The sequence below is a fragment of the Parabacteroides sp. AM17-47 genome (assembly GCF_003434625.1).
Lineage (GTDB): Bacteria > Bacteroidota > Bacteroidia > Bacteroidales > Tannerellaceae > Parabacteroides > Parabacteroides distasonis.
The window spans coordinates 180550-200247 of sequence record NZ_QTLI01000009.1; the positions used below are offsets into that span (position 1 = coordinate 180550).

Genomic DNA, 19698 nt, shown 5'->3' on the forward strand with positions numbered 1-19698 from the left:
TTATGATAGAAACAAGAAAAACAGAAATCAGGTATGTGACATCTGACCCGAAAAAGATGCTCAACATGTACCTTGCAAAACGTGTCCTCAAAACATGGGAGGAATCTTTCATTGATGAAGATACAGGTGAAACAGTAACCATCGAACGGAATGAAATTCTTTTTGACCGTGGCACGCTGATAGACCAAGACACTTTGGCGAAAATTCGTTTCAGTATGGAAGCTGACGGCATCAAGGAAGTGGAAGTCAGCAACCAGAACCGCTTGGCGTTCGAGAATGAGAACAAGTTCTTATATCCTTATCTTGCACAAGCGCAAATAAGCGACAAGAAGTATAAATTCTTGTTGTATGCCACCGGGCTAGAGAATGCTTGCCTTATCTTGAAAGACTACATCGAACTCAATTATCAGTTCGGATTCACCCTGACAATGATAAAGGAGTTCGATTCTTGCGTGATTCTTACTGACAATTTGAAAGAACGCAAGGTTGATGATGCTTCGCTTGCCTATCTCAAAAATGAAATCACTATGGCAAAATACGTTGATAAGATGGACGATGAGACGGAAGATAGCGACGAAGAATCTAAACCGAATGAAAAGAAATTCTACCAGATTGAGACGAAAATCACATTCACGGATGGGGAAAATGAAGACGAAAGGGTTCAGACTTTTGTCGTGAACACCTTCAACGTTGACAGAGCGATGATGCTTATTACCCACTACCTCAAAAAATAAAGAGGAAGAATGTGAGAAGCAAGCCAAAGAAAAGGGACATGAGTTCAACAAAAGAGAAATCCATGCGGCCATTGAATCTGCTAAACCTATCCCAGTTGGGCGGTTCATTCCGAAAGAGTTTTCGGTGGCTTATATGGAATAAAAAAAGCCCTTCGTTTGTTCACGAACAAACGAAGGGTGCCATTATTAGCAATCATCTTATAATTTTAAAGCCGTGAAACAATATAATCTATTAGGCGAACCGCATAGATTACAGCAACTCCAGCAATGAACGTACAAATAATTGTATTTATCATTAGATAGTTTTTTTATATTAAATAATAACATATCTATTTACTGGTGGGATTTCTCCCTAATCTATAGGCATATAAAATAATCTTTTAACCAGCGACTACCTACTCTTCCACTGTTACGCAGTACCATCGGCGTGACGAGGCTTAACTTCTCTGTTCGGAATGGGAAGAGGTGGAACCCTCGTGCTATAATCACTTGCCCCTTTCGTAAAGAGGCGTGCAAAAATAATACATTTATGCCATACTACATAAAACAAAAGAAAAAAAAGAAAGACAAGCCTTTACCCTTGTTTGATAAAGCAGGGGTAACAGTAAAGAAGAAGCCGGATTTGAAAGCTAAGCTTGACAAAGAGTTTTCCCTTTTCATCCGGCTTCGTGATTGTATGCCAAACGGGTATTTCAGATGTATTTCATGTGGGCAAATAAAGCCCTTCGAGCAAGCTGATTGTGGTCACTATTTCAGCCGCACGCATATAGCTACCCGCTTTGATGAGAATAATTGCCATGCCGAATGCCGCCACTGCAATAGGTTCAAAGCTGACCATCTGGAAGGCTATCGGGTAAATCTGATAGCTAAAATCGGGCAACAGAAATTTGACTTACTGAAAGTGAAAGCTGCCAGTACTTCTAAGATGTCAGATTTTGAATATGAGCAGCTAATCAAGTATTACAAAACACTTAATAAGAAGTTACGAAAGGAGAAAGGGCTATGAGTTATGTATTACGAGATTACCAACAGAAAGCCTCTGATGCTGCCGTTTCTTTCTTCAACAACAAGGCGAAGAAAACAAACGCCATTATGGTGTTACCCACAGGGTCGGGAAAGAGCCTTATCATAGCGGATATAGCCGCAAGGCTTGACGGGCACACCTTAGTGTTTCAGCCCAGCAAGGAAATACTCGAGCAAAATTTCAAGAAGCTATGTTCTTACGGCATCTTAGATTGTTCGATATATTCAGCTTCTTTTGGAAGAAAAGAAATATCAAGGATCACATTCGCCACGATCGGTAGTGTAATAAATCATCCGGATTTGTTTTCTCATTTCCAGTCTATCATTATAGATGAGTGTCACTTGGTAAATCCTAAAGAAGGGATGTATAAGACATTCTTAGAACTTCTCAAATGCAAGGTTCTTGGTTTAACGGCAACGCCATATCGATTAAGTAGTTCGCAAGAGTTTGGTTCTATGCTGAAATTCATTACCCGAACACGTCCGGCTATATTCAAGGATGTAATCTATCATGTGCAGGTTTCTACCTTACTTGATATGGGATATCTGACAAAACTAAATTACTATTCAATGAATCCGGTAGGATGGAACGAACTTAACTTGAAAGTAAATACTACCGGTGCCGACTATACCGATAAATCAGTACAAAGAGAGTATGAGCGAATAGACTTCTACAGTTATGTTGTCCATATTGTCCAACGACTACTTAATCCGAAACAAGGTGGAAAACGGAAAGGCATTCTTGTTTTTACCCGGTTCTTGAAAGAGGCAGAGAAGTTGACTTGGTCAATTCCTGGCTGTGCTATCGTTTCGGGCGAAACTCCAAAGAAAGAACGAGAACAAATACTTGAGGCTTTCAAGTCTGGCCGGATACCAGTTGTCGCTAATGTTGGGGTACTCACGACCGGTTTCGATTATCCAGAACTTGATACGGTCGTTATGGCGCGTCCTACGATGTCATTGGCGATGTGGTACCAAATAGTCGGCCGGGCAATTCGTCCGCATTCGTCTAAAGAATCAGGTTGGATTGTTGACCTATGTGGAAATATCAAACGATTTGGGGAAGTGAAAGACCTAAAGTTGGTTGATGGAGGTAATGGTAAATGGGCGGTATATTCAAAAAGCAGACAATTAACTAACGTATATTTTTGATATGGACATACTAAGCATAATTAATCGCCTTCAAGAAAAGAGACGATTGGAAAAGATAACACCGGATCATGTGCCGGAAGTGGAGTTAATGAACACAATCCATGCAGAGGCGAGAAAAGAACTTAATGAGCTTTTTGTTTCTGGTAAGATTGGAATTACTAAGACGTTAAATTCAAAGGCTATTTATATAAAGGAGTGATATGGATAAAGGATTCATAATGCTCTCACGTAAGTTTTTCTCTAATGAAATGTGGGAAGCAGCCCGGACTTTTAGCGAGTGCGAAGCGTGGCTCGATTTGATTCAGAGTGCACGATTTGATGCAACGCGGCTTACAGCCAGTATCGGAGGTAGAGAAATAACATACGGAAGAGGACAATATCCGGCATCTGTACGCTTCCTGTCTAAACGTTGGAGGTGGGGAGAACAAAAAGTTAGGAGCTTTATTGAAAAGTTGATAAAAAAGGGAATGGTCACTACTGATAACTCACAGGGCATGACCGTTATAACATTAGTGAAATATGATGATTATAATATCAATAACACAGTAAATAACACACAAGATAACACATCTAACGTATTGGATTATAATAGAATAAAAGAGTTTGTAACACAGGCTGTAACACAGCAAATAACACAACTACAACACAGCGATAACACAAAGAAGAATAAAGAAAATAAAGAGAAAAATATAGGAGATTCTGACGAATCTCTTGTATGTGGGGCTTCGCAGCCCCACACCGAACATATCGATTACTCCGAACTTGTCAAATTCTTCAATGAAGAAACAAAAGGTGTATTTGGTACGGTCAGGACTCCGCTTTCTGATAGCCGTAAAGGGATGATTAACGCACGTATAAAATCTTACGGCAAAAAGACGTTTGCCGACATGATTCGTAAGGCATACCAAAGCGATTTCCTGAAAGGGCAGAACAAAAAAGGCTGGACAGCATCTTTCGATTGGCTTATCAAACCAACGAATTTTGAGAAAGTAATATCAGGTAATTATGACAACAAGAATAGCAGAAACGATCCGGCAATTCCAAACAGGGCAAAATCACGAGAAGAACAAACAGACCGTGAAATCTTCGAATATGCCGCAAAAGCTTTCGGAAAGGGCATGGTTAGTAGTAAATAGGTACGGGGACGGTGAAAGTTTCGCTAAAAAGTTCAATCCTTCATTACAGGTTGTATGTGCTCAAAATGTGGAACGTTCGTTCAGAGGTAATGCGCCTTCATTGGCTTTGCTCGGAGAAACCTATCCGGATGAACAAGTGAATACTTGGATAATTGCTCAACTGATGGACTTGTACAAGTTTGCCGGTGTAAAGGAGAAGCCTACATTCCAACAGGTCTTGGAGCTTTCCGTGATGATACGTGTGGAATACTATTACTTGAAAGCTTCCGAATTGTTGCTTTTTTTCTTCAAGTTGAAAGCTGGCGAATATGGCACCTTTTACGGTGTTGTGGATCCTATGGTAATCATGTCTGCTCTAATAGAGTTCAAAGCATACAGAAAAAGGCAACTGGAGAAATACGACCGGGAAGGACAGGAAAGACAACGAGAAGAAAGATACGAGAAGCAAGGTAAGAACTCCGTCCCGTTTCCGGATCATTTGGAGTTTCTGAAAAAGATTATGGAATCAGAATAATCAAGCTAAAAAAATGAAAACAGTAGAAAAATTAAGAATAGCGCCTATTGGCACGATTGTAAGCATTGTAGATCGGGCACTGCGAGTACATGAAGTCTTTTATTTAAACTATTAGAGGAATACACTTAACAAAATAAGCACTGGCTAAATTTGTTAGATTCAAGCAGAGGCTACGTTCATTTAAATATATAGGCTAAATCCACGTAAATTAATGGTTTGCATCTACAAATATAGTAAAGTGTTTAATTTGTGTGCTCCTTTTTCATCGGTAGAACCAAGTATTAATCGTATATTTGCATTAAAATAAGAAAAATGAAATATAAACTACATAGTGATGCTTTTCCCCATTATATTAAGTATATGGGATCAAAGACTAAAATTTTGCCATTCGTTATACAAGGAATTGAAAGTGTTTATCAAGGAGGAGCAATATGTGATCTATTTGCAGGTTCATGTTCGCTTTCGGGTGCATTAGGAAGTCAGCTTCCTATTATTTCAAATGATATTCAGTATTATTCTTCTGTTATAGCAAAGGCTTATCTTACAGATTGGAATCATCAAGATGTTTTGTTAGAAGATATTCTGTTAAAAGCCAAAGAATATCATCAAAAACATTACCAAACATTAGTTTTGGATTATTTGTATGCATCTGATATGACATTAGAAGATTTTAATAATGTTGAAACAAGAAGCCAACAACTAATTAATTCCCAGTTTAATAACGATTGGCATCTATTTACAAAATACTATTCAGGAACATGGTGGAGCGTTGAACAATGTACTTGGATAGACTCTTTGCGAATGGCTATTGAAGATTATCGTAATTCATCTGTATATAATACTCTTTTAAGTTGTCTTATGTATGCTGCTGCTTATAATAGTCAAGGAACAGGACATTATGCTCAGTATCGAGATGCAAAGACGGAATCTGCAATGGCTGATATCAAAATATATAGGTCAAAAAGTATTCTGGAATATTTTGTACGAAAAGTAGAAGATGTATTCGGAAAGTTAAGGACTGAACCTAATCATCTTAATCATAAAATAATTGTGGAAGATTATATAAGTTGTTTGAACAATTTAGAAGAGAGAACGACTGTATATGCTGATCCTCCATATTGTTTTGTACATTATAGTCGTTTTTACCATATTTTAGAAACTATGGTTCTTTATGATTATCCTGAAATCCAAACAAAAAATGGAATGTATGTTAAAGGAAGGTATCGAGTTGATCGACATCAGTCTCCATTTTGTATCCGAACTCAAGTTCAAAAGGCTTTTGATGATATGTTTTCTGTAGTGAAGCGAAAAAACAATTCGTTGGTTCTTAGCTATAGTGATACAGGAATGATATCTGTTTATGATTTGGAACAAACTGCATTGAAATATTTCTCAAGGTCGCAAATTAAACTTTGGGCTATGGATTATAGCCATATGACTATGGGCCGAAAGAATGATCGAAAAAGAGATGTACAAGAAATGCTTTTACTGGTCAAGAATAATAAATAACATAAAATACCTTATCCCTGTTATATCACTTAAAATCAGGAATAAGGTATTTAGGATTTATGAATTTTCATCATATAATTTATCAGATATACCAAATACTAAAATAGGGCAACCTCCTCCGCTACCACCTTCAATGCGCGGGATTAATTTGTCCATATGGGTGGTAGAGGCTCCGTAGGAATCTCCTTTCCCTAATTTATTAAAAATATCTTGTAATTTTGAACAACGTGTAATAATAATTGCAACACTTATAGCTCCTCTTTCATGTAAGAGCCTGTAATTGTTCAAATCTCTATCGTAAAAAGGATCTTTGTTATTCCACTCAATGTCAAGAGCTATACGATTTTTGTAACAGTCTATTTTGTGTGTTGGAGTGTCATGTTTCTCTCCATCAATAATTAGCTGGGTTTCAAACATTTTTTCAGTCCATCCCTTTTCATATAAATAGGAATCAAGTGCTCCTGAAATAGGACTTTTTCGACCACCCGGAGTTATTATTGCACTTTTTCTTAAAGTAAAAGCATTTAACATTTCTATAACTTCATTGTATTCTACTGTGAAGTCAATATTCAGAATTGCAATGGCATGTCTATATTCGTGTACCTCATATCTATCAATGATTTCATGAGGAAGATTTTCTGTACTCATAATGGTTATTTTGATATCAATTTTCTACAAAGAAAATAAATAAAATTCTTTATACAAAATCAAATATGAATTAAAAAGAACTGAATCATGAATAAAACAAAATGTATCACTTTCCACCCGGTAGTGCGGGAAGCATTGCCGAATCATATTAAGGCTAAAATGAAAGCAGCTAGAGATAAAGCCAGATTAGAAGCATATCATAAACACTGTCCTTGTTGGAACAGTCACAACGATAGTTGCTATGATGATAATAGTTCTTGTGATAGAGATTGTGAGTATATGAAAAGTTTCAATCACGAAAAATATTAATTTAAAAAGGAAAAATATGGAAAGAGAAGATATTGAAAGGGCGGCAAAGCAAGCCCCGTGGGTAAGCGTGAAGGAACGTCTACCGGAAAATCAAGACATAGTCTTGGTTAGAGGTGAGTACGGGGGTAAAGCCACCGCTTATCTATATGGCAAGGATAGCGGCTTTATCGTTTACGGGGAGGACGCTTATAAGGTATTCGGGGAGATTACCCATTGGTGCCATATTCCCGATCTAGAGGAATAGTATTAACCGAGCCTACCATGAAGGCTCATAATTAAGAATAGTTGAGCCATGAAACCTCAAAAAATGTGGATGCTTTTTGACCCTCAAGGGGGGCCTAATTATCTTACTTTAAGATATTGCAAGAAAGATAGTATTAATGCTTTCTTTAGGTATGAATATTGGGTAGAAGCTCGAAAATATGGATGGAGATGTAAGAAAGTACTTATTACAGCAACTTTAATAACTAAAAAATAACTGAGTATGGAAATAAAGAAACTAACGAAAGAAGAAAAAGCCGAAGGTCTAACTCTTGACCTTGTCAATAAGGTTGACCTTCGAAAAAAATGCTCCCCCGTCATGTTTAAGGCTGGGGATGAACCGGTTGATATCATGGAATGCTCTACGGGTTATTGGGTACACACAAGCGACGGGTATCTTCGTGATGACAAAGGGTATCTGATCGTCTTTGGAAGACGTGAATGCCAGATAGCCCGTGCCAGATATCTAATGAATCATGGGGAGGAGGAAAAAAGACTGGAAGCCGAACGAGTCCTTGAACAACGGAAACGGAAGATACAGGAAAAGCTTGATATCTTCAAAAAGAATATTGAGGATATTAGGCAATACACAATTAAAGGGTCTACCACGAATGAGCTTGCTGAAATCCTTGAATCCGCAATGTCCGTAGAACAGCGCATCTACGTAAAGACCGCGAGAGAAAGAAATATAAAACATCTTCCTAAAATGGAGGCTCAATATGCTTGGCTGTTGTCTGAGTTTGAGGAAGGAAATTATAATCTTCTCTTGGATATTATGGGTATAGAGAAAATCCCCAATCCGATATCCTTTAAGCTGGATAGCGAGGATGATATGCGCATGTTGAAGAATGCTTTCGGGAAACAGGCTATTGACGAGGCTCAAGGTGATGTCAACAAGCTGTATGCTCGATTGAAGGTTGAACAAATGTATAATGTATAACGACTAAGAAGAATATGAATAAAACAGACCGAATAGAACGTATTAGGAGAGATATTGACCAGCAAATTAGTTATTGCCATAATAGAATTGACATCCTCAATAAGAGGAGAAATAAACTCATAGGAATAAGCAAGAACAGCTTTGATCCTCATGCCCTCATACCAATTCGGTATGATGACATTGAAGAGTGGATAAAAGGACATCCATTCCCCAAAACATGTATTGATATGGTGTATCAAAACAAAGAAATTGCTTTCAATAACTCTTTAGTATGCAATACATATCAGATAGATTATCACATTGTAAAATGCAAACCTCGTGAATATTATATAGATAAGTATTTAAAACAATAAATTATGAGATTAAGACAAGCCAAGAAGATAATGAAAAACTTCCGGTTATATCCCGGGATGTTATGGATATACAGAACCGAAAGGTTCTGTGAACTTTGCATAAACACAAGAGGCAACGCCCCGAACCACCAGTAACGTCACCTCTCCACACGATTATTTAGTGCAAATATAAATATTTACTTTTAAATAATCGTGCCATGTTTTCAGAAATTGCGGAAATAAAATCCATCAGAGAGCAGAAATCAAAGTTATCGGAGAGGGAAAAAGAGCTAACAGAACCTATATTGACTGATCTTGATATGATAGGAACGTTATATAGGTGGTTCCAAGAAATTATTTCTCAAAAGGAGACGTTTAGGTTGGGGAATGTTACCCAAAGAAAGAAATTCATCTTTATCATCCTGTTTTTGTACTCTCCAAGTACTCTCGCCGGCGGGAAGATGATGAACGGTCTTCGGAATAAATTAGCGGAGGTCTTAGGCGTTAGCGCGCAGACGGCCATATCCGATAACCGTAATAATCTTGTTTTCTCTTATCAGTTGTATAAGTATTTTCGGCAGGATGTGGATTGGATATATGGGGAGATGATGAAAAGGGTAAAGCCGGGGGATTAGGCTGGCTTTACCCTTTCTCTATTTTAATCTTCTTTCCACAGTGAGGGCAGGTGATAGCATTATCCTCTTTTTCTTCTCCTATCAATTCAGTGATAGACACATTGAGAACGCTGGCAATCTTGATAATATTATCCAAAGAAGGCGAAGACTTTCCGGTGACAATGTTGCTAACAGCTACTTTTGAAATGCCAACTTGTTTAGCTAACCAGGCAGAAGTAATATTGCGCTCGTTCATAAATTCTTTTATTCGTAAATCCATAAACTATACTTTATTTTGATTACTCCGCAAAGTAATGCAAACTTTATCATATAACCTAATATTGATAAAGTGTGATTTATTAAATATTCTTAAATGATAAAGGGAACTATATCAAAACTATTGTTTGTGATAAAGTTTGCTTTATCTTTGCATCATCAGAAAGAAATAAAGTAATAACAATTAAAAGATATACGATCATGGCAACAAAGAAGATTGATGAAAAGAAAACATTGAAATATGCAGTAGCATTCTACTTCTGTACATCAGGTAAGATAAACTTTATGTTAGGTAATAAGATGTATCAGCACATAAACACTGTCTATGACCAAAGAGAAGACGGTAGAGGGTTTAATACTTGTGAGGTCGTTTATAACTATAAGGCTCAAAAGTATGAGGTCCTGAATGTCGATACAGAGATAGGCAACAAAGAGATTCAAATATTAAATGTTTAACCAGCAGGGCGAAAGCCCTGCACAATATAGAAGATTATGACAAAAGAAGAAGTCTATAAATTGGCAACAGTTGAGAACCCTATTATCAACGATAACGGCAATAGAATAGAGTTTGCCAATGGTGATATGTATGCAAAGCAATCAATCACTAATTTGTATCGTAAAGTAAAAGTTTATTTTTAATTCGGTAGCCTTTGGGCTACCACAATACACACGATTATGAGACGATCCCATAAAGCAGATTTTGAAAATATGGTTGATGCACAACAGTTAAAAGTCTATGATAACCTTTCAGACGTAATGCCTAATACAGATAAAGAGCTGGTAAAAGGACAGGTCGTTGATGTTGTTAATGGTTACGGTTGTATAGTTGGCCCGTTCGAGATATTGGGATTCTGTGATCCTAACGAATTTGGTAGATGTGTCTACTTAGATTGGGATTGCTATTGGTTTGCTAATAAGCCTATTGATATAATAGTAAAGTAAATGATTATGAACAAAGTTTATAGAGTTGTAAGATACTTCGATGGCTATCCCGAATACACTATGTGTAAATGTGAAACAATCGAAGAAGCGAGAATTAAATGCAAAGAGCATAATGATAAAGAGAACAAGCCTTATATCAATTATCATATATTGGTAGATGGCGATGAAAAATTTGGTGGTAAAACTTATAGAACTGAATGATTATGGATATAGCAGAAATCAAAAGAAGAGTTGATTTGCTTAAAATGGCGAACAACAAGAAATATTGCCTTATACCCGAACTGGCAAAAGAACTGAAAGTGAGCAAGACCGATTTAATGCAATTTATTCTTGACAATCCGAAACTATTTCATACGGATAACCAGTGGACATACAAAGTGATGCTACGTTCTCAAAAAGTTGCGCCTAATAAAAACTTAGGCTTAGGCATAGAAGAGGTTTATATTTTACCCGAAGATAATTTCAGAACCGAGGAATGGCTGCAAAAACAGAAAGTTGAGAAAGCAAGGTATATTCATATTTCTGAATTTGATTACTATGGCGTACAGGGATATTATGTTAGCATTGATAAAGAAGGTGATTCTAAATATAGAGAATGGCTTTGGCGTAACACTATATCTAAAGTGAAAGAAATTCAATCGCTTGGTGTTCTTCATAAAGATACTTTCTATACGGGCGGTTTTGGTGATAGTTTTGCGCATCCAATTGATTACGCAATATCACCCGATGGTTTAGAGAAGCTAAAACAAGCCGGCTGGACTTTTAATCAATTAAATCCATTATCAAGATGAACTCAATAAACAAAAACGGTTGCAGCATATGCCAACCCGGTAAAGAAAATTATTGTACCTACACTACCAAGTTGAAGGGTAAAAGAGTGAGAATGTACCAGTATGACTACCGTACTGAAAGTGGTGAATTATTCGCCTGTTGTGCGCCTACCTTAGAAGCGTGCAGAGAAAAACGAGATATTTGGCTAAGTTCACGACAATAAGTCGATTGTCGTGTATATCGATTGAGTATATTTCTATATCTTTGGTTATGGTAGTACCTTAGTGGTGCTATCGCGGGGTAGAGCAGTGGTTAGCTTGCTACTTTGACTTGGTAGAGGTCGGTTGTTCGATTCAGCCCCCCGCAACTATGATTATTAATTTTTAAAGGACACGATTATGAATGTATTAACACTTTCAATTAAGCAAAAGTATTTTGATGAGATTCTAGCAGGTAAAAAAACTCATGAATACCGCGAAATTAGACCTACCAACGCAAAGAAGTATATAACTTATTTATGTGGTGGTAAAGAATATAAGGCTGACGAAGAACTTCCCGAAGAGGGCGAAATCGAGTTGAAGCCTATCAAGTACGATGCCATCAAACTACTTACAGGCGAATACAAGGGCAAACGCCCGTATATGATTATAGAGGTAAAGAGTGCAGAAGCAGTTATTCTCACGGACGATAATGGGGATGATATTGTTTATGAGTATCAAGGTGAAGAATACCTCGCTGCCCAGATGGACTATACTTTAGGCAAGGTATTAGAGAAACATATAGATTGATTGTTTAATTTAAAATTATTGCTGAGTCGCAAGAAGAGTAAACAGAGTAGCCGGACCGCGCAGAAATATGAATGGTGCAGGTGCTGGCGGTAGATTAGTTGCTAATCGTAGGGGGACGGCAAGTGCCACCCAGTTAGGTTCACGTAGACAACGTTACAGTGACCTTCGTGTTTCATTTGGATTATCTGGTGGTTAGCTATGAATAAAGTAGAGCAAGCGAACCGGTATATAGACCTCATTCGAGAAAGATCGAGTGAGGCTTTACTGTTTTTATCCTTGGGTAAAGATTCGCTTGTTCTGCTTGATTTACTCTATCCAAAGTTTGATCGTATTGTCTGCGTGTTCATGTACTTCGTCAAAGACTTAGAACATATCAACCGTTGGATAAACTGGACTAAAGCCAGATACCCGAAGATAGAGTTTGTTCAAGTACCACACTGGAACCTTACATATATTCTTAGAGGTGGCATGTATTGCGTGCCTAATCCCGAAGTAAGGCTGTTGAAGTTAGCCGATGTCGTGAAAGCCATGCAATTAAAACATGGAGTTTATTATACCTTCTTGGGTATGAAAAAAGCCGATGGCATGAATCGTAGATTAATGTTGAATGGTTACGAAGAAAAGGGGTATGAGAATAATGGTATGTGTTATCCTTTAGCAGATTGGACGCAAAAGGATATTCTTGCTTATATGAAACAAAATAACCTGCCTGAACCGGTAAGATATGGCAATAAGGCAAGTAATGGTATTGGTTTCAATATTGATTGCTTTCTTTGGCTTCGTAGTAACTATCCAGTAGACTTACAGAAGATAATCAAGGCGTTTCCAATGAGTGGAAGAATTTTATTTGAGTATGATAATGGAACTAAGTAAGTATATAAAGAGTGATTCAGTAGAGCTTAATCGTTCTGCCATTCACTTTGCCAATTATAATCCGAGAAAGCTATCCGATGAATCACGTAAGACATTGAAACGTGGTATCAAGAAATTCGGATTGGTAGGTGGAATAGTTGTGAATAAGCGTACTGGTCTTACAGTAGTCAGCGGACACCAGCGTTTGTCTGTTATGGACGAACTGCAAAAGTTTCCTGATAACGACTATCGTATCCGTGTCGATGTCATTGATGTGGACGAAAAGCAGGAGAAGGAGCTGAACATCTTGATGAATAACCCTAATGCGCAAGGTACTTGGGATTTTGATGCTCTTGCCCGTATCGTCCCCGATATTGATTGGAAAGATGCTGGTCTGACGGATGCTGATTTGAACATGATTGGTGTTGACTACCTATTACAGACAGAAGAGGAAAGCTCCATTGCTGATGCCCTTTCTGATATGATGGTACCAGTTACCGAGCAAAAGGAAGCCGAGAAAGCCGCCAAGCAATTGGAACGTGCCGAAAAAGTAGCCCACATGAAAGAAGTCAAACAACAGGTAAAGGAGAATGCGCAGAAGCAAGCCGAGAACATGGATGCCTATGTGATGTTGTCCTTCGATACCTATGAAGCTAAAGCCGCTTTCTGCGAAAGGTTCGGGTATGACCCTGATATGAAGTTCATAAAGGGAGAAGCATTTGATGAACAAGTAGAAAGAATAGATTAATTATTGGGAGGAAAGCTGAGTTAGAAAGAAAACATATAGCCAGTTATATCAACAGTCCAGACGAATAATGTACAACGCTGGAAGGCAATACGGGTTAGGTTCTGCAAGACAAAGAAACATAAGGGATAGAACGAAATCCATAATGGGAAGATATGCTGAGAAAATAGATAGCTATTTCTCAAAAAGAGGAATTGATGTCTATGGAAATAAGCCGGTCTCTCGCCGCATATATATGGGTAATAATAACGGATAATTGATTATGAACAATAGTGAATCTAAAAGCAGAAAAGGTAAAGGAGGAAGAAAGCCCAAGTTTGACTATACAAGCGAGGACTTTCTTTCTCTCGTGGAATCGTATGCCAAGAAGGGATTCACTGACAAGGAAATAGCTTTCGCTATTGGAATTTCACCCGAAACTTTTTGCATCAAGAAGAATGAATATTCGCAATTATCTCAAGTATTAGCGCGTGGGCGTGCGCTCGTAACATCCACAGTACGGGCTAAGTTCCTTGCTATGGCTCTTGGTGGTATCAAGACAAAAAGTACTGTAGTTAGGAAACTGAAAGACATGGAAGGTAATCTGACCGGTGAAGAAGAATTGCAAGTCAGCGAAAGTGAGCTGGCTCCGAATCTGCAAGCGATGTCCGTTTGGTTGTACCACCATGATGAAGATTGGAGAAAAGTTGAACGCAAACAGGATGAAGATGCCGACATCCCTACCGATATTGACCACGGTATTTCTATTGATTCTTGGATTAAAGACAAACTGAAATGATAGTACCCCAAGAAAATTACCATCCATTATACGAGGATAAGGAAAAATTCATCATCCTTATCACTGGGGGACGTGGCTCCGGCAAGTCCTTCAATGCTTCCACCTTCATCGAACGATTGACCTTTGAAATGACGGAAGCCGAGAAGATTGTTCATCAGATTCTCTACACCCGCTACACGATGGTTTCCGCTGGTATGTCTATCATCCCCGAAATGATGGAGAAGATTGACCTAGACGGAACAACAAAGTATTTCAAGACCACCAAGACGGATATAGTCAACAAAATGACTAAGAGCCGTATCATGTTCCGAGGTATCAAAACTTCATCAGGAAACCAAACAGCGAAACTAAAATCCATCCAGGGTATCACTACTTTCGTCTGCGATGAAGCGGAAGAGTGGACAAATGAAGAAGAATTCGACAAGATAATGCTCTCTATCCGTAAGAAAGGGATTCAGAACCGGATTATCATTATAATGAATCCGTGCGATTCCAATCACTTCATCTACCAGAAGTATATTGAGAAAACTCACAAGCTTGTGGAGATTGACGGTGTACAGGTACAGATTTCCACTCATCCGAATGTACTTCATATCCATACTACGTATTTTGATAACTTGGAGAATCTTTCACCTGAGTTCTTGAAAGAAGTGGGGGATATGAAGGTAAACAACCCTGAAAAATATGCTCATGTGGTTATCGGTCAGTGGGCTGACGTGGCGGAAGGTGCGGTATTCAAGAAGTGGGGTATTGTGAAGGAGTTCCCACGGGAATGCAAAAAGGTAGGAATAGGGCAGGACTTTGGATTTACTAATGATCCTTCCGCTGCTGTAAGATGTGGCATCATTGATAACCGTTTGTATGTTGATGAACTTTTCTATGAAACGGATATGCTTTCGTCGGCTATTGCCAACAGATTAAAACCTTTCTCTATGAAAGTTTTTGCCGATTCGCAAGACCCTCGATTGATTCAAGAGATAAAGAACAGAGGCGTGAATATCTATCCGGTAGATAAGTTTCCCGGCTCAATCAAAGCGGGTATTGATAAGATTAAAGACATGGAGTTCTTTGTAACAGAACGCTCTTACAATCTTATTACTGAACTTCGGAAATATGTTTGGGACAAAGATAAGGATGGAAACTACATCAATGAGCCAGTAGATGAATATAATCATTTGATGGATGCCATTAGATATTATGTATTGGGTTGTTTGCTTGGACGCATTTTGAAGCCGAAAGATTTAACTGGAATATTCACACACTAAAAATATAAGCTATGCCATTGAGTTTAGAAGAAATATTAGCCCTATTAGACATTGGGCAGAAAATAAGTTACCTGAAGAAAGGTAGAAAGACCGAACTTCCCGACCGTTGTAAATTGTGGGACGATTGGAATCCAGAACGCCATGAAATCATGGTGGATAAAGAAAAGTACCCGGACAGAAAGGTTCTTGAAAAAGAAGCGGAAAAGGTCTTCGATGAAAAGACAGGCAAGACCTACGAAATCGAAGCGAAATACAAGACCGAACCAGTGAACCGTATCTCCATTCCTTTGGAGCAAGATATAGTGAACATTCAAACAGCTTTTACGGTCGGCACAGAACCGTCTATGGATTGTACTCCGACCGACGATGACGAAAAGAAACTGTTGGATGCGGTCAAAGCTGTATTCAAGTCCAATAAAATCAAATACCAGAATAAGAAGATAGTTCGTGCCTGGTTATCCGAGCAGGAAGTAGCGGAATATTGGTACGTAACCGATGATGATTCGTTCTGGGCGAAGTTCTGGAAGAAAGTTAAGACTACATTCGGAGGCAAGGTAAAACCTACCAAGAAGCTGAAAAGCGTATTATGGTCTCCGTTCCATGGGGATAAGCTTTATCCGTTCTTCAATGATGAAGGTAAGATGATTGCTTTCTCACGTGAGTACAAGAAGAAGCTCATGGATGATTCGGAGATAACTTGCTTTATGACTATCACCGATAAGATGGTCTATCAGTGGGATTTGGCTAAGGGGTATGAGGAAAGAACTTCATTCGCTCATGGCTTCCCTAAGTTACCGGTTCTCTACGCTTATCGTCCTGAACCTTATTGCAAGAAGATAAAGACCTTCCGGGTCCGGTTGGAGAAGCTGTTATCTAACTACGCTGATTGTATCGACTATCACTTTTTCCCTTTGCTGAAACTGATTGGCGATGTAGAAGGCTTCATGGGTAAGATTAAGGATAGGATGGTTAAACTCACAGGGGAAGGTGCAGATGCCCAATATCTGACGTGGAATCAGGTCCCTGATACGGTTAAATTTGAAGCTGAAACGCTTACTAACATGGCTTACGATATGTCGAATACTCCGAGAATATCCTTTGAAACATTGAAAGGTGTAGGTAAGGCTTCCGGTACAGCTTTCCGTTTTATGTTCATGGGTGCCCATATGAGCGTAAGTAATCATGCGGAGGTTATAGGAGAGTTTTTACAACGAAGGGTTAATTTCCTTGTTTCTGCTTTAGGGGCGATTAATCCCACTGAGTTCAACAAGGCATCACAGACTATTGATATTGAGACAGACTTGGCTCCGTTTATGATTGATGACTTGAACGATAAGGTGACTACTGCCGTCTCCGCTGTCAGTGGTGGTGTATGGTCAAGGCGTGAGGGCATTATGTTTGCTGGGAACGCGGATCGCATTGATGAAGAGCTGAAGGAAATCGAAGAGGAACAGACGGCAAAGAATGAAGGTGTAAGAAAAATGGAACAAAAAAATGCTCCTTAGTCAGAAAAATTGCGAGGGTTATAATTTGAATATATGAAAAATAGAACATTTAGCGGTAATTCTTCGCAGTTGCCACTATTTTTAATTTATAGTAAAATAATGAATAAATAATTTGATAGTATTCATATTATTACTATATTTGTATTGTAATTAAGTCCAAAGCGTTATGAGTTACAAATCAGTTAAAGACGTTGTAACTATGTTGCAAGAAAACGGTTTTGTTCTAAAGAGTCAGAAAGGTAGTCACATGAAGTTTGAGAAAGACGGCAAAGTGGTTATTGTACCGAATCATAACAGCAAAGGCGTTGAGAAAGGCACTTATTACAGCATTTTGAGACAAGCGGGGCTAAAGTAGCCCCCTTGTTCTCTTAATTAAAAAAGGAGGTAATATGAAAACAGTAGAAGTTATTGTAGAACATGCGGGAAAGAATCTAAGTGCGTACATCGAAGGTGCTCCGGTCATTACTGTTGGTAACGACATGAAAGAGATTGAGGATAATATGAAAGAGGCTATCGAATTGTACTTAGAAGACAATCCTAATCCAGTAGAGATTTTGACCGGAGAATTTGAGCTAAAGTTTAAGATCGATGCTGCCACTTTTATCAATTACTACAGCAGCATCTTCACGAAAGCGGCATTAAGCCGGATAACCGGCATCAATGAACGTCAGTTGTGGCATTATGCTGCCGGAGTGCATAAACCCCGCAAACAACAACTGGAGAAGATTCAGAAAGGTATTCAGTCTTTGAGTAAGGAATTGTCGGTTATAAATTTATTGTGATAATGGAAAATACAGAAATTGTTTTAAATTTTCCTGTACATAAATTGAATAGTGAAATAACAGAGAAAATTTCAAAAATTCGATCATCGCAAATTCCAGAACAAATTCAAAAAGGATTGCAAAATGAAATTATGTGGGTTGATCTCTTAGGGAAGATTACTACGGTCGCTGAGTTAGATTCTCTTAATAGAGTCAAGTTATCTTCTGCATATTGCCAGTTCTTATGGATCATATGTGATATAGCAATTAAAACTTATGATGCTAATGTTTTAGAATTGGAATTGGCAAAAGAAACAGAGGAAATAAAAGACGCTTTAATTAAAATGGTAAAACTGTCTCAAAAAAGAACAAAAGAAATTGATGTGTTAAACGAAATTATAGATCATCAGGCTGTTTTTGAGAAGGCTTTTTCTGAATTTGGACTAGCAGAACAATTGATAACAACTAAATTCACAAAGGAGGATGTTTGCCGTTTTAATTGTTTGGATATGACCAGTGATTATGGAAGTAAAACTAATTCAGTCTATTGTTATGGTATAATTTTTATTCTTTTGCATGAATTAGCTCATTTCCGATTTGGGCATATTTGTCCTACTAAAGAAGATGAGAAAGATGCAGATAGTTTGGCCTTTTGGGATATTTATTATGACGTTCTAGATACAGATAAGATTACTGCGACTCTTGGGGTTATTTCAGCTCTTTTTTCATTACTGTTTTTTTCAAAGGATTTAAATGGAGATGAACAACATCCTGACGAAGACAAAAGAGTATTTGAAATATTTGACATAGTGCGAGACGATTGTGCTAATTACGCAGGATTGATAGTACAATTTTTTAAACTATGGGCTTTCTATTGGAATATAAAAGATTTTCCTTCTATGTCAGAAACATATGAACAAACCTTAGATGATATTAAGAATTGGCTTGAAAAAAAGAAAAAATAAAATCGTTAGGCGTGATTCCTACCCGGTTTCACGCCTTTTTATATATATTCAGCACATTGCCTCTTAATGTGCTTTTCTTCTCCCTTCAAAATTTCCCCTTCTATTCCCATCCATTTACTTTTATGCTGATTTTACGACAATAGCTCTATTGTCATGTATTCCGTATTCTGAAATTTCTTATCTATACATAACCTATCTACTTTTATACCAAAGATTTTAAACGAAAATTCATACGGTATGAAAGAAAAGATTTTAGCATTACTCAAAACCAAATTCCCTGGGGTTGATGAAGCTACTTTAAGCCGGATCGCTGAAAAGAAAGCGGTCGGTGTTACGGACGAAAGCCAATTACAGACAATCGCGGATGGAGTAGGCTTTCAGGACGTGTTAAATTCCTATGGTGATTTCCGGGCTAATACAGCCGTTACTTCCGCAGTATCCAACTACGAGAAGAAACACGGTTTGAAGGACGGTAAACCAATTGAAATCGAGAAACCGGTAGAAAAGCCTGTTGAGAAACCTACTGATGATATGGCAACTATCATCGCCAATGCAGTGAGTGCAGCCGTTAAGCCGCTTTCGGACAAACTTACTCAGTTTGAGACAGAGAAAGCGCAGGTTACCCGTCAAGAGCAGGTTTTGGCAAAGGCAAAGGAGTACGGTATTCCCGAAACATTCGCAAAGCGTTATGCAATTCCTGAAGATGCAGATTTAGATACTTATTTCAAGGATGCAAAGCAGGAACTTGCTAATGTCGGCTTTAGCGGTGTTACCCCTCCCGAATCAGCGGAAACGAAGATTGAGAAAGAAGCTGAATCTATCGCCAAGATGATTAATGAGGAAACAAAAAAAGATGTTGAACAAAACAAAAATTAATT

At 38.1% G+C, this 19698-nt stretch carries 30 protein-coding genes, 1 tRNA gene, 1 rRNA gene and 1 pseudogene; 30 read left to right on the plus strand and 3 right to left on the minus strand.

The window, feature by feature from the left end; all coding sequences use genetic code 11:
- Window positions 1-65: 65 nt before the first annotated feature.
- A pseudogene (locus tag DW205_RS22830) lies at window positions 66-183 on the plus strand (RNA polymerase subunit sigma); the annotation flags it as partial.
- Between the two features lie 933 nt (window positions 184-1116).
- Here the strand turns inward: DW205_RS22830 and rrf are convergent.
- A 5S ribosomal RNA gene (gene rrf, locus DW205_RS09320) occupies window positions 1117-1227 on the minus strand.
- Window positions 1228-1263: 36 nt separating this feature from the next.
- Here rrf and DW205_RS09325 point away from each other — a divergent pair.
- The 6 genes from DW205_RS09325 (at window position 1264) to DW205_RS09350 (ending at window position 6068) form a co-directional block, all read left to right on the plus strand.
- Complete coding sequence (locus tag DW205_RS09325) at window positions 1264-1740, plus strand: recombination protein NinG (protein WP_005862491.1); 477 nt, start codon at window positions 1264-1266, stop codon at window positions 1738-1740.
- Window positions 1737-2909 carry a DEAD/DEAH box helicase gene (locus DW205_RS09330; protein WP_005862489.1) on the plus strand — a complete coding sequence of 391 codons (1173 nt, stop codon included), beginning with the start codon at window positions 1737-1739 and terminating at the stop codon, window positions 2907-2909. The genes DW205_RS09325 and DW205_RS09330 overlap by 4 nt, the downstream gene beginning before the upstream one ends.
- A 46-nt stretch (window positions 2910-2955) precedes the next feature.
- Window positions 2956-3108, plus strand: a complete 153-nt coding sequence (locus DW205_RS09335; protein WP_232299916.1) for a hypothetical protein — start codon at window positions 2956-2958, stop codon at window positions 3106-3108.
- Between the two features lies 1 nt (window position 3109).
- Window positions 3110-4045, plus strand: coding sequence for a hypothetical protein (locus DW205_RS09340; protein WP_005862485.1), 936 nt, complete (start codon window positions 3110-3112; stop codon window positions 4043-4045).
- Window positions 4002-4559: a DUF6633 family protein gene (locus tag DW205_RS09345; RefSeq protein ID WP_005862483.1), complete on the plus strand. Its 558-nt coding sequence runs from the start codon at window positions 4002-4004 to the stop codon at window positions 4557-4559. Before DW205_RS09340 ends, DW205_RS09345 begins: the two co-directional genes overlap by 44 nt.
- Window positions 4560-4871: 312 nt before the next feature.
- Window positions 4872-6068, plus strand: a complete 1197-nt coding sequence (locus DW205_RS09350; protein ID WP_005862481.1) for a DNA adenine methylase — start codon at window positions 4872-4874, stop codon at window positions 6066-6068.
- A 57-nt stretch (window positions 6069-6125) separates the two neighbouring features.
- Here the strand turns inward: DW205_RS09350 and DW205_RS09355 are convergent, their stop codons facing one another.
- Entirely contained in the window at window positions 6126-6716 is a 591-nt protein-coding gene (locus DW205_RS09355) for a BglII/BstYI family type II restriction endonuclease (RefSeq protein WP_005862479.1), read from the minus strand.
- A gap of 87 nt (window positions 6717-6803) precedes the next feature.
- Here DW205_RS09355 and DW205_RS22035 point away from each other — a divergent pair, with 87 nt between their 5' ends.
- The 6 genes from DW205_RS22035 (at window position 6804) to DW205_RS09380 (ending at window position 9193) form a co-directional block, all read left to right on the plus strand.
- A complete protein-coding gene (locus DW205_RS22035) occupies window positions 6804-7025 on the plus strand; it encodes a hypothetical protein (RefSeq protein WP_005862477.1) in 222 nt (73 codons plus the stop codon).
- 16 nt (window positions 7026-7041) lie between these two features.
- A complete protein-coding gene (locus DW205_RS09360) occupies window positions 7042-7269 on the plus strand; it encodes a DUF551 domain-containing protein (RefSeq protein ID WP_005862475.1) in 228 nt (75 codons plus the stop codon).
- Between the two features lie 48 nt (window positions 7270-7317).
- On the plus strand, window positions 7318-7503 hold the full coding sequence (locus DW205_RS09365; protein WP_034530500.1) for a hypothetical protein: 186 nt from the start codon (window positions 7318-7320) through the stop codon (window positions 7501-7503).
- Window positions 7504-7509: 6 nt separating this feature from the next.
- Entirely contained in the window at window positions 7510-8226 is a 717-nt protein-coding gene (locus DW205_RS09370; protein ID WP_005862473.1) for a hypothetical protein, read from the plus strand.
- Window positions 8227-8240: 14 nt separating this feature from the next.
- Window positions 8241-8579 (plus strand): hypothetical protein, encoded by a 339-nt coding sequence (locus tag DW205_RS09375; protein WP_005862471.1) that lies wholly within the window; start codon window positions 8241-8243, stop codon window positions 8577-8579.
- A gap of 197 nt (window positions 8580-8776) precedes the next feature.
- A complete protein-coding gene (locus DW205_RS09380; protein ID WP_005862468.1) occupies window positions 8777-9193 on the plus strand; it encodes a hypothetical protein in 417 nt (138 codons plus the stop codon).
- A gap of 7 nt (window positions 9194-9200) precedes the next feature.
- On the opposite strand, the gene DW205_RS09385 is transcribed toward DW205_RS09380, so the two are convergent.
- Window positions 9201-9452 carry a helix-turn-helix domain-containing protein gene (locus tag DW205_RS09385; protein ID WP_005862466.1) on the minus strand — a complete coding sequence of 84 codons (252 nt, stop codon included), beginning with the start codon at window positions 9450-9452 and terminating at the stop codon, window positions 9201-9203.
- Window positions 9453-9649: 197 nt separating this feature from the next.
- On the opposite strand from DW205_RS09385, the gene DW205_RS09390 reads away from it, so the two are divergent.
- The 17 genes from DW205_RS09390 to DW205_RS09465 all read left to right on the plus strand — a co-directional run bounded on the left by DW205_RS09390 (window position 9650) and on the right by DW205_RS09465 (window position 19696).
- On the plus strand, window positions 9650-9904 hold the full coding sequence (locus DW205_RS09390; RefSeq protein ID WP_005862464.1) for a hypothetical protein: 255 nt from the start codon (window positions 9650-9652) through the stop codon (window positions 9902-9904).
- Between the two features lie 36 nt (window positions 9905-9940).
- Window positions 9941-10087, plus strand: coding sequence for a hypothetical protein (locus DW205_RS22120; RefSeq protein WP_005862462.1), 147 nt, complete (start codon window positions 9941-9943; stop codon window positions 10085-10087).
- A gap of 36 nt (window positions 10088-10123) precedes the next feature.
- Entirely contained in the window at window positions 10124-10390 is a 267-nt protein-coding gene (locus DW205_RS09395) for a hypothetical protein (protein WP_008778363.1), read from the plus strand.
- Window positions 10391-10396: 6 nt separating this feature from the next.
- Entirely contained in the window at window positions 10397-10591 is a 195-nt protein-coding gene (locus DW205_RS09400) for a hypothetical protein (protein WP_005862458.1), read from the plus strand.
- A gap of 2 nt (window positions 10592-10593) precedes the next feature.
- Entirely contained in the window at window positions 10594-11181 is a 588-nt protein-coding gene (locus tag DW205_RS09405) for a hypothetical protein (protein ID WP_232299915.1), read from the plus strand.
- Window positions 11178-11384: a DUF3873 family protein gene (locus tag DW205_RS09410; protein ID WP_005862454.1), complete on the plus strand. Its 207-nt coding sequence runs from the start codon at window positions 11178-11180 to the stop codon at window positions 11382-11384. Before DW205_RS09405 ends, DW205_RS09410 begins: the two co-directional genes overlap by 4 nt.
- 71 nt (window positions 11385-11455) lie before the next feature.
- Window positions 11456-11528, plus strand: a tRNA-Val gene (locus tag DW205_RS09415).
- A gap of 31 nt (window positions 11529-11559) precedes the next feature.
- Window positions 11560-11949, plus strand: a complete 390-nt coding sequence (locus DW205_RS09420) for an ASCH domain-containing protein (protein ID WP_005862452.1) — start codon at window positions 11560-11562, stop codon at window positions 11947-11949.
- A 198-nt stretch (window positions 11950-12147) separates the two neighbouring features.
- Complete coding sequence (locus DW205_RS09425; RefSeq protein WP_005862451.1) at window positions 12148-12822, plus strand: phosphoadenosine phosphosulfate reductase family protein; 675 nt, start codon at window positions 12148-12150, stop codon at window positions 12820-12822.
- On the plus strand, window positions 12809-13549 hold the full coding sequence (locus DW205_RS09430) for a ParB N-terminal domain-containing protein (protein WP_005862449.1): 741 nt from the start codon (window positions 12809-12811) through the stop codon (window positions 13547-13549). The genes DW205_RS09425 and DW205_RS09430 overlap by 14 nt, the downstream gene beginning before the upstream one ends.
- A gap of 259 nt (window positions 13550-13808) precedes the next feature.
- A complete protein-coding gene (locus DW205_RS09435) occupies window positions 13809-14324 on the plus strand; it encodes a hypothetical protein (protein ID WP_005862447.1) in 516 nt (171 codons plus the stop codon).
- Entirely contained in the window at window positions 14321-15589 is a 1269-nt protein-coding gene (locus DW205_RS09440; protein ID WP_005862445.1) for a PBSX family phage terminase large subunit, read from the plus strand. The genes DW205_RS09435 and DW205_RS09440 overlap by 4 nt, the downstream gene beginning before the upstream one ends.
- An 11-nt stretch (window positions 15590-15600) precedes the next feature.
- On the plus strand, window positions 15601-17094 hold the full coding sequence (locus tag DW205_RS09445; RefSeq protein ID WP_005862443.1) for a phage portal protein: 1494 nt from the start codon (window positions 15601-15603) through the stop codon (window positions 17092-17094).
- A 166-nt stretch (window positions 17095-17260) separates the two neighbouring features.
- Window positions 17261-17449, plus strand: a complete 189-nt coding sequence (locus tag DW205_RS09450; RefSeq protein ID WP_004288889.1) for a type II toxin-antitoxin system HicA family toxin — start codon at window positions 17261-17263, stop codon at window positions 17447-17449.
- A gap of 34 nt (window positions 17450-17483) precedes the next feature.
- On the plus strand, window positions 17484-17876 hold the full coding sequence (locus tag DW205_RS09455; protein ID WP_005862441.1) for a type II toxin-antitoxin system HicB family antitoxin: 393 nt from the start codon (window positions 17484-17486) through the stop codon (window positions 17874-17876).
- Window positions 17877-17878: 2 nt separating this feature from the next.
- On the plus strand, window positions 17879-18820 hold the full coding sequence (locus DW205_RS09460; RefSeq protein WP_005862439.1) for a hypothetical protein: 942 nt from the start codon (window positions 17879-17881) through the stop codon (window positions 18818-18820).
- 237 nt (window positions 18821-19057) lie between these two features.
- Window positions 19058-19696, plus strand: coding sequence for a hypothetical protein (locus tag DW205_RS09465; protein ID WP_005862437.1), 639 nt, complete (start codon window positions 19058-19060; stop codon window positions 19694-19696).
- The last annotated feature ends 2 nt before the right edge of the window (window positions 19697-19698 follow it).

Coding starts and splice junctions, on each gene's coding strand:
- DW205_RS09465 (WP_005862437.1), top strand. CDS start 19,058: ATGAAAGAAAAGATTTTAGCATTACTCAAAACCAAATTCCCTGGGGTT.
- DW205_RS09435 (WP_005862447.1), top strand. CDS start 13,809: ATGAACAATAGTGAATCTAAAAGCAGAAAAGGTAAAGGAGGAAGAAAG.
- DW205_RS09420 (WP_005862452.1), top strand. CDS start 11,560: ATGAATGTATTAACACTTTCAATTAAGCAAAAGTATTTTGATGAGATT.
- DW205_RS09455 (WP_005862441.1), top strand. CDS start 17,484: ATGAAAACAGTAGAAGTTATTGTAGAACATGCGGGAAAGAATCTAAGT.
- DW205_RS09370 (WP_005862473.1), top strand. CDS start 7,510: ATGGAAATAAAGAAACTAACGAAAGAAGAAAAAGCCGAAGGTCTAACT.
- DW205_RS22035 (WP_005862477.1), top strand. CDS start 6,804: ATGAATAAAACAAAATGTATCACTTTCCACCCGGTAGTGCGGGAAGCA.
- DW205_RS09345 (WP_005862483.1), top strand. CDS start 4,002: ATGCCGCAAAAGCTTTCGGAAAGGGCATGGTTAGTAGTAAATAGGTAC.
- DW205_RS09440 (WP_005862445.1), top strand. CDS start 14,321: ATGATAGTACCCCAAGAAAATTACCATCCATTATACGAGGATAAGGAA.
- DW205_RS09410 (WP_005862454.1), top strand. CDS start 11,178: ATGAACTCAATAAACAAAAACGGTTGCAGCATATGCCAACCCGGTAAA.
- DW205_RS09460 (WP_005862439.1), top strand. CDS start 17,879: ATGGAAAATACAGAAATTGTTTTAAATTTTCCTGTACATAAATTGAAT.
- DW205_RS09350 (WP_005862481.1), top strand. CDS start 4,872: ATGAAATATAAACTACATAGTGATGCTTTTCCCCATTATATTAAGTAT.
- DW205_RS09450 (WP_004288889.1), top strand. CDS start 17,261: ATGAGTTACAAATCAGTTAAAGACGTTGTAACTATGTTGCAAGAAAAC.
- DW205_RS09395 (WP_008778363.1), top strand. CDS start 10,124: ATGAGACGATCCCATAAAGCAGATTTTGAAAATATGGTTGATGCACAA.
- DW205_RS09430 (WP_005862449.1), top strand. CDS start 12,809: ATGGAACTAAGTAAGTATATAAAGAGTGATTCAGTAGAGCTTAATCGT.
- DW205_RS09330 (WP_005862489.1), top strand. CDS start 1,737: ATGAGTTATGTATTACGAGATTACCAACAGAAAGCCTCTGATGCTGCC.
- DW205_RS09340 (WP_005862485.1), top strand. CDS start 3,110: ATGGATAAAGGATTCATAATGCTCTCACGTAAGTTTTTCTCTAATGAA.
- DW205_RS09445 (WP_005862443.1), top strand. CDS start 15,601: ATGCCATTGAGTTTAGAAGAAATATTAGCCCTATTAGACATTGGGCAG.
- DW205_RS22120 (WP_005862462.1), top strand. CDS start 9,941: ATGACAAAAGAAGAAGTCTATAAATTGGCAACAGTTGAGAACCCTATT.
- DW205_RS09380 (WP_005862468.1), top strand. CDS start 8,777: ATGTTTTCAGAAATTGCGGAAATAAAATCCATCAGAGAGCAGAAATCA.
- DW205_RS09325 (WP_005862491.1), top strand. CDS start 1,264: ATGCCATACTACATAAAACAAAAGAAAAAAAAGAAAGACAAGCCTTTA.
- DW205_RS09360 (WP_005862475.1), top strand. CDS start 7,042: ATGGAAAGAGAAGATATTGAAAGGGCGGCAAAGCAAGCCCCGTGGGTA.
- DW205_RS09390 (WP_005862464.1), top strand. CDS start 9,650: ATGGCAACAAAGAAGATTGATGAAAAGAAAACATTGAAATATGCAGTA.
- DW205_RS09425 (WP_005862451.1), top strand. CDS start 12,148: ATGAATAAAGTAGAGCAAGCGAACCGGTATATAGACCTCATTCGAGAA.
- DW205_RS09405 (WP_232299915.1), top strand. CDS start 10,594: ATGGATATAGCAGAAATCAAAAGAAGAGTTGATTTGCTTAAAATGGCG.
- DW205_RS09400 (WP_005862458.1), top strand. CDS start 10,397: ATGAACAAAGTTTATAGAGTTGTAAGATACTTCGATGGCTATCCCGAA.
- DW205_RS09355 (WP_005862479.1), bottom strand. CDS start 6,716: ATGAGTACAGAAAATCTTCCTCATGAAATCATTGATAGATATGAGGTA.
- DW205_RS09365 (WP_034530500.1), top strand. CDS start 7,318: ATGAAACCTCAAAAAATGTGGATGCTTTTTGACCCTCAAGGGGGGCCT.
- DW205_RS09375 (WP_005862471.1), top strand. CDS start 8,241: ATGAATAAAACAGACCGAATAGAACGTATTAGGAGAGATATTGACCAG.
- DW205_RS09385 (WP_005862466.1), bottom strand. CDS start 9,452: ATGGATTTACGAATAAAAGAATTTATGAACGAGCGCAATATTACTTCT.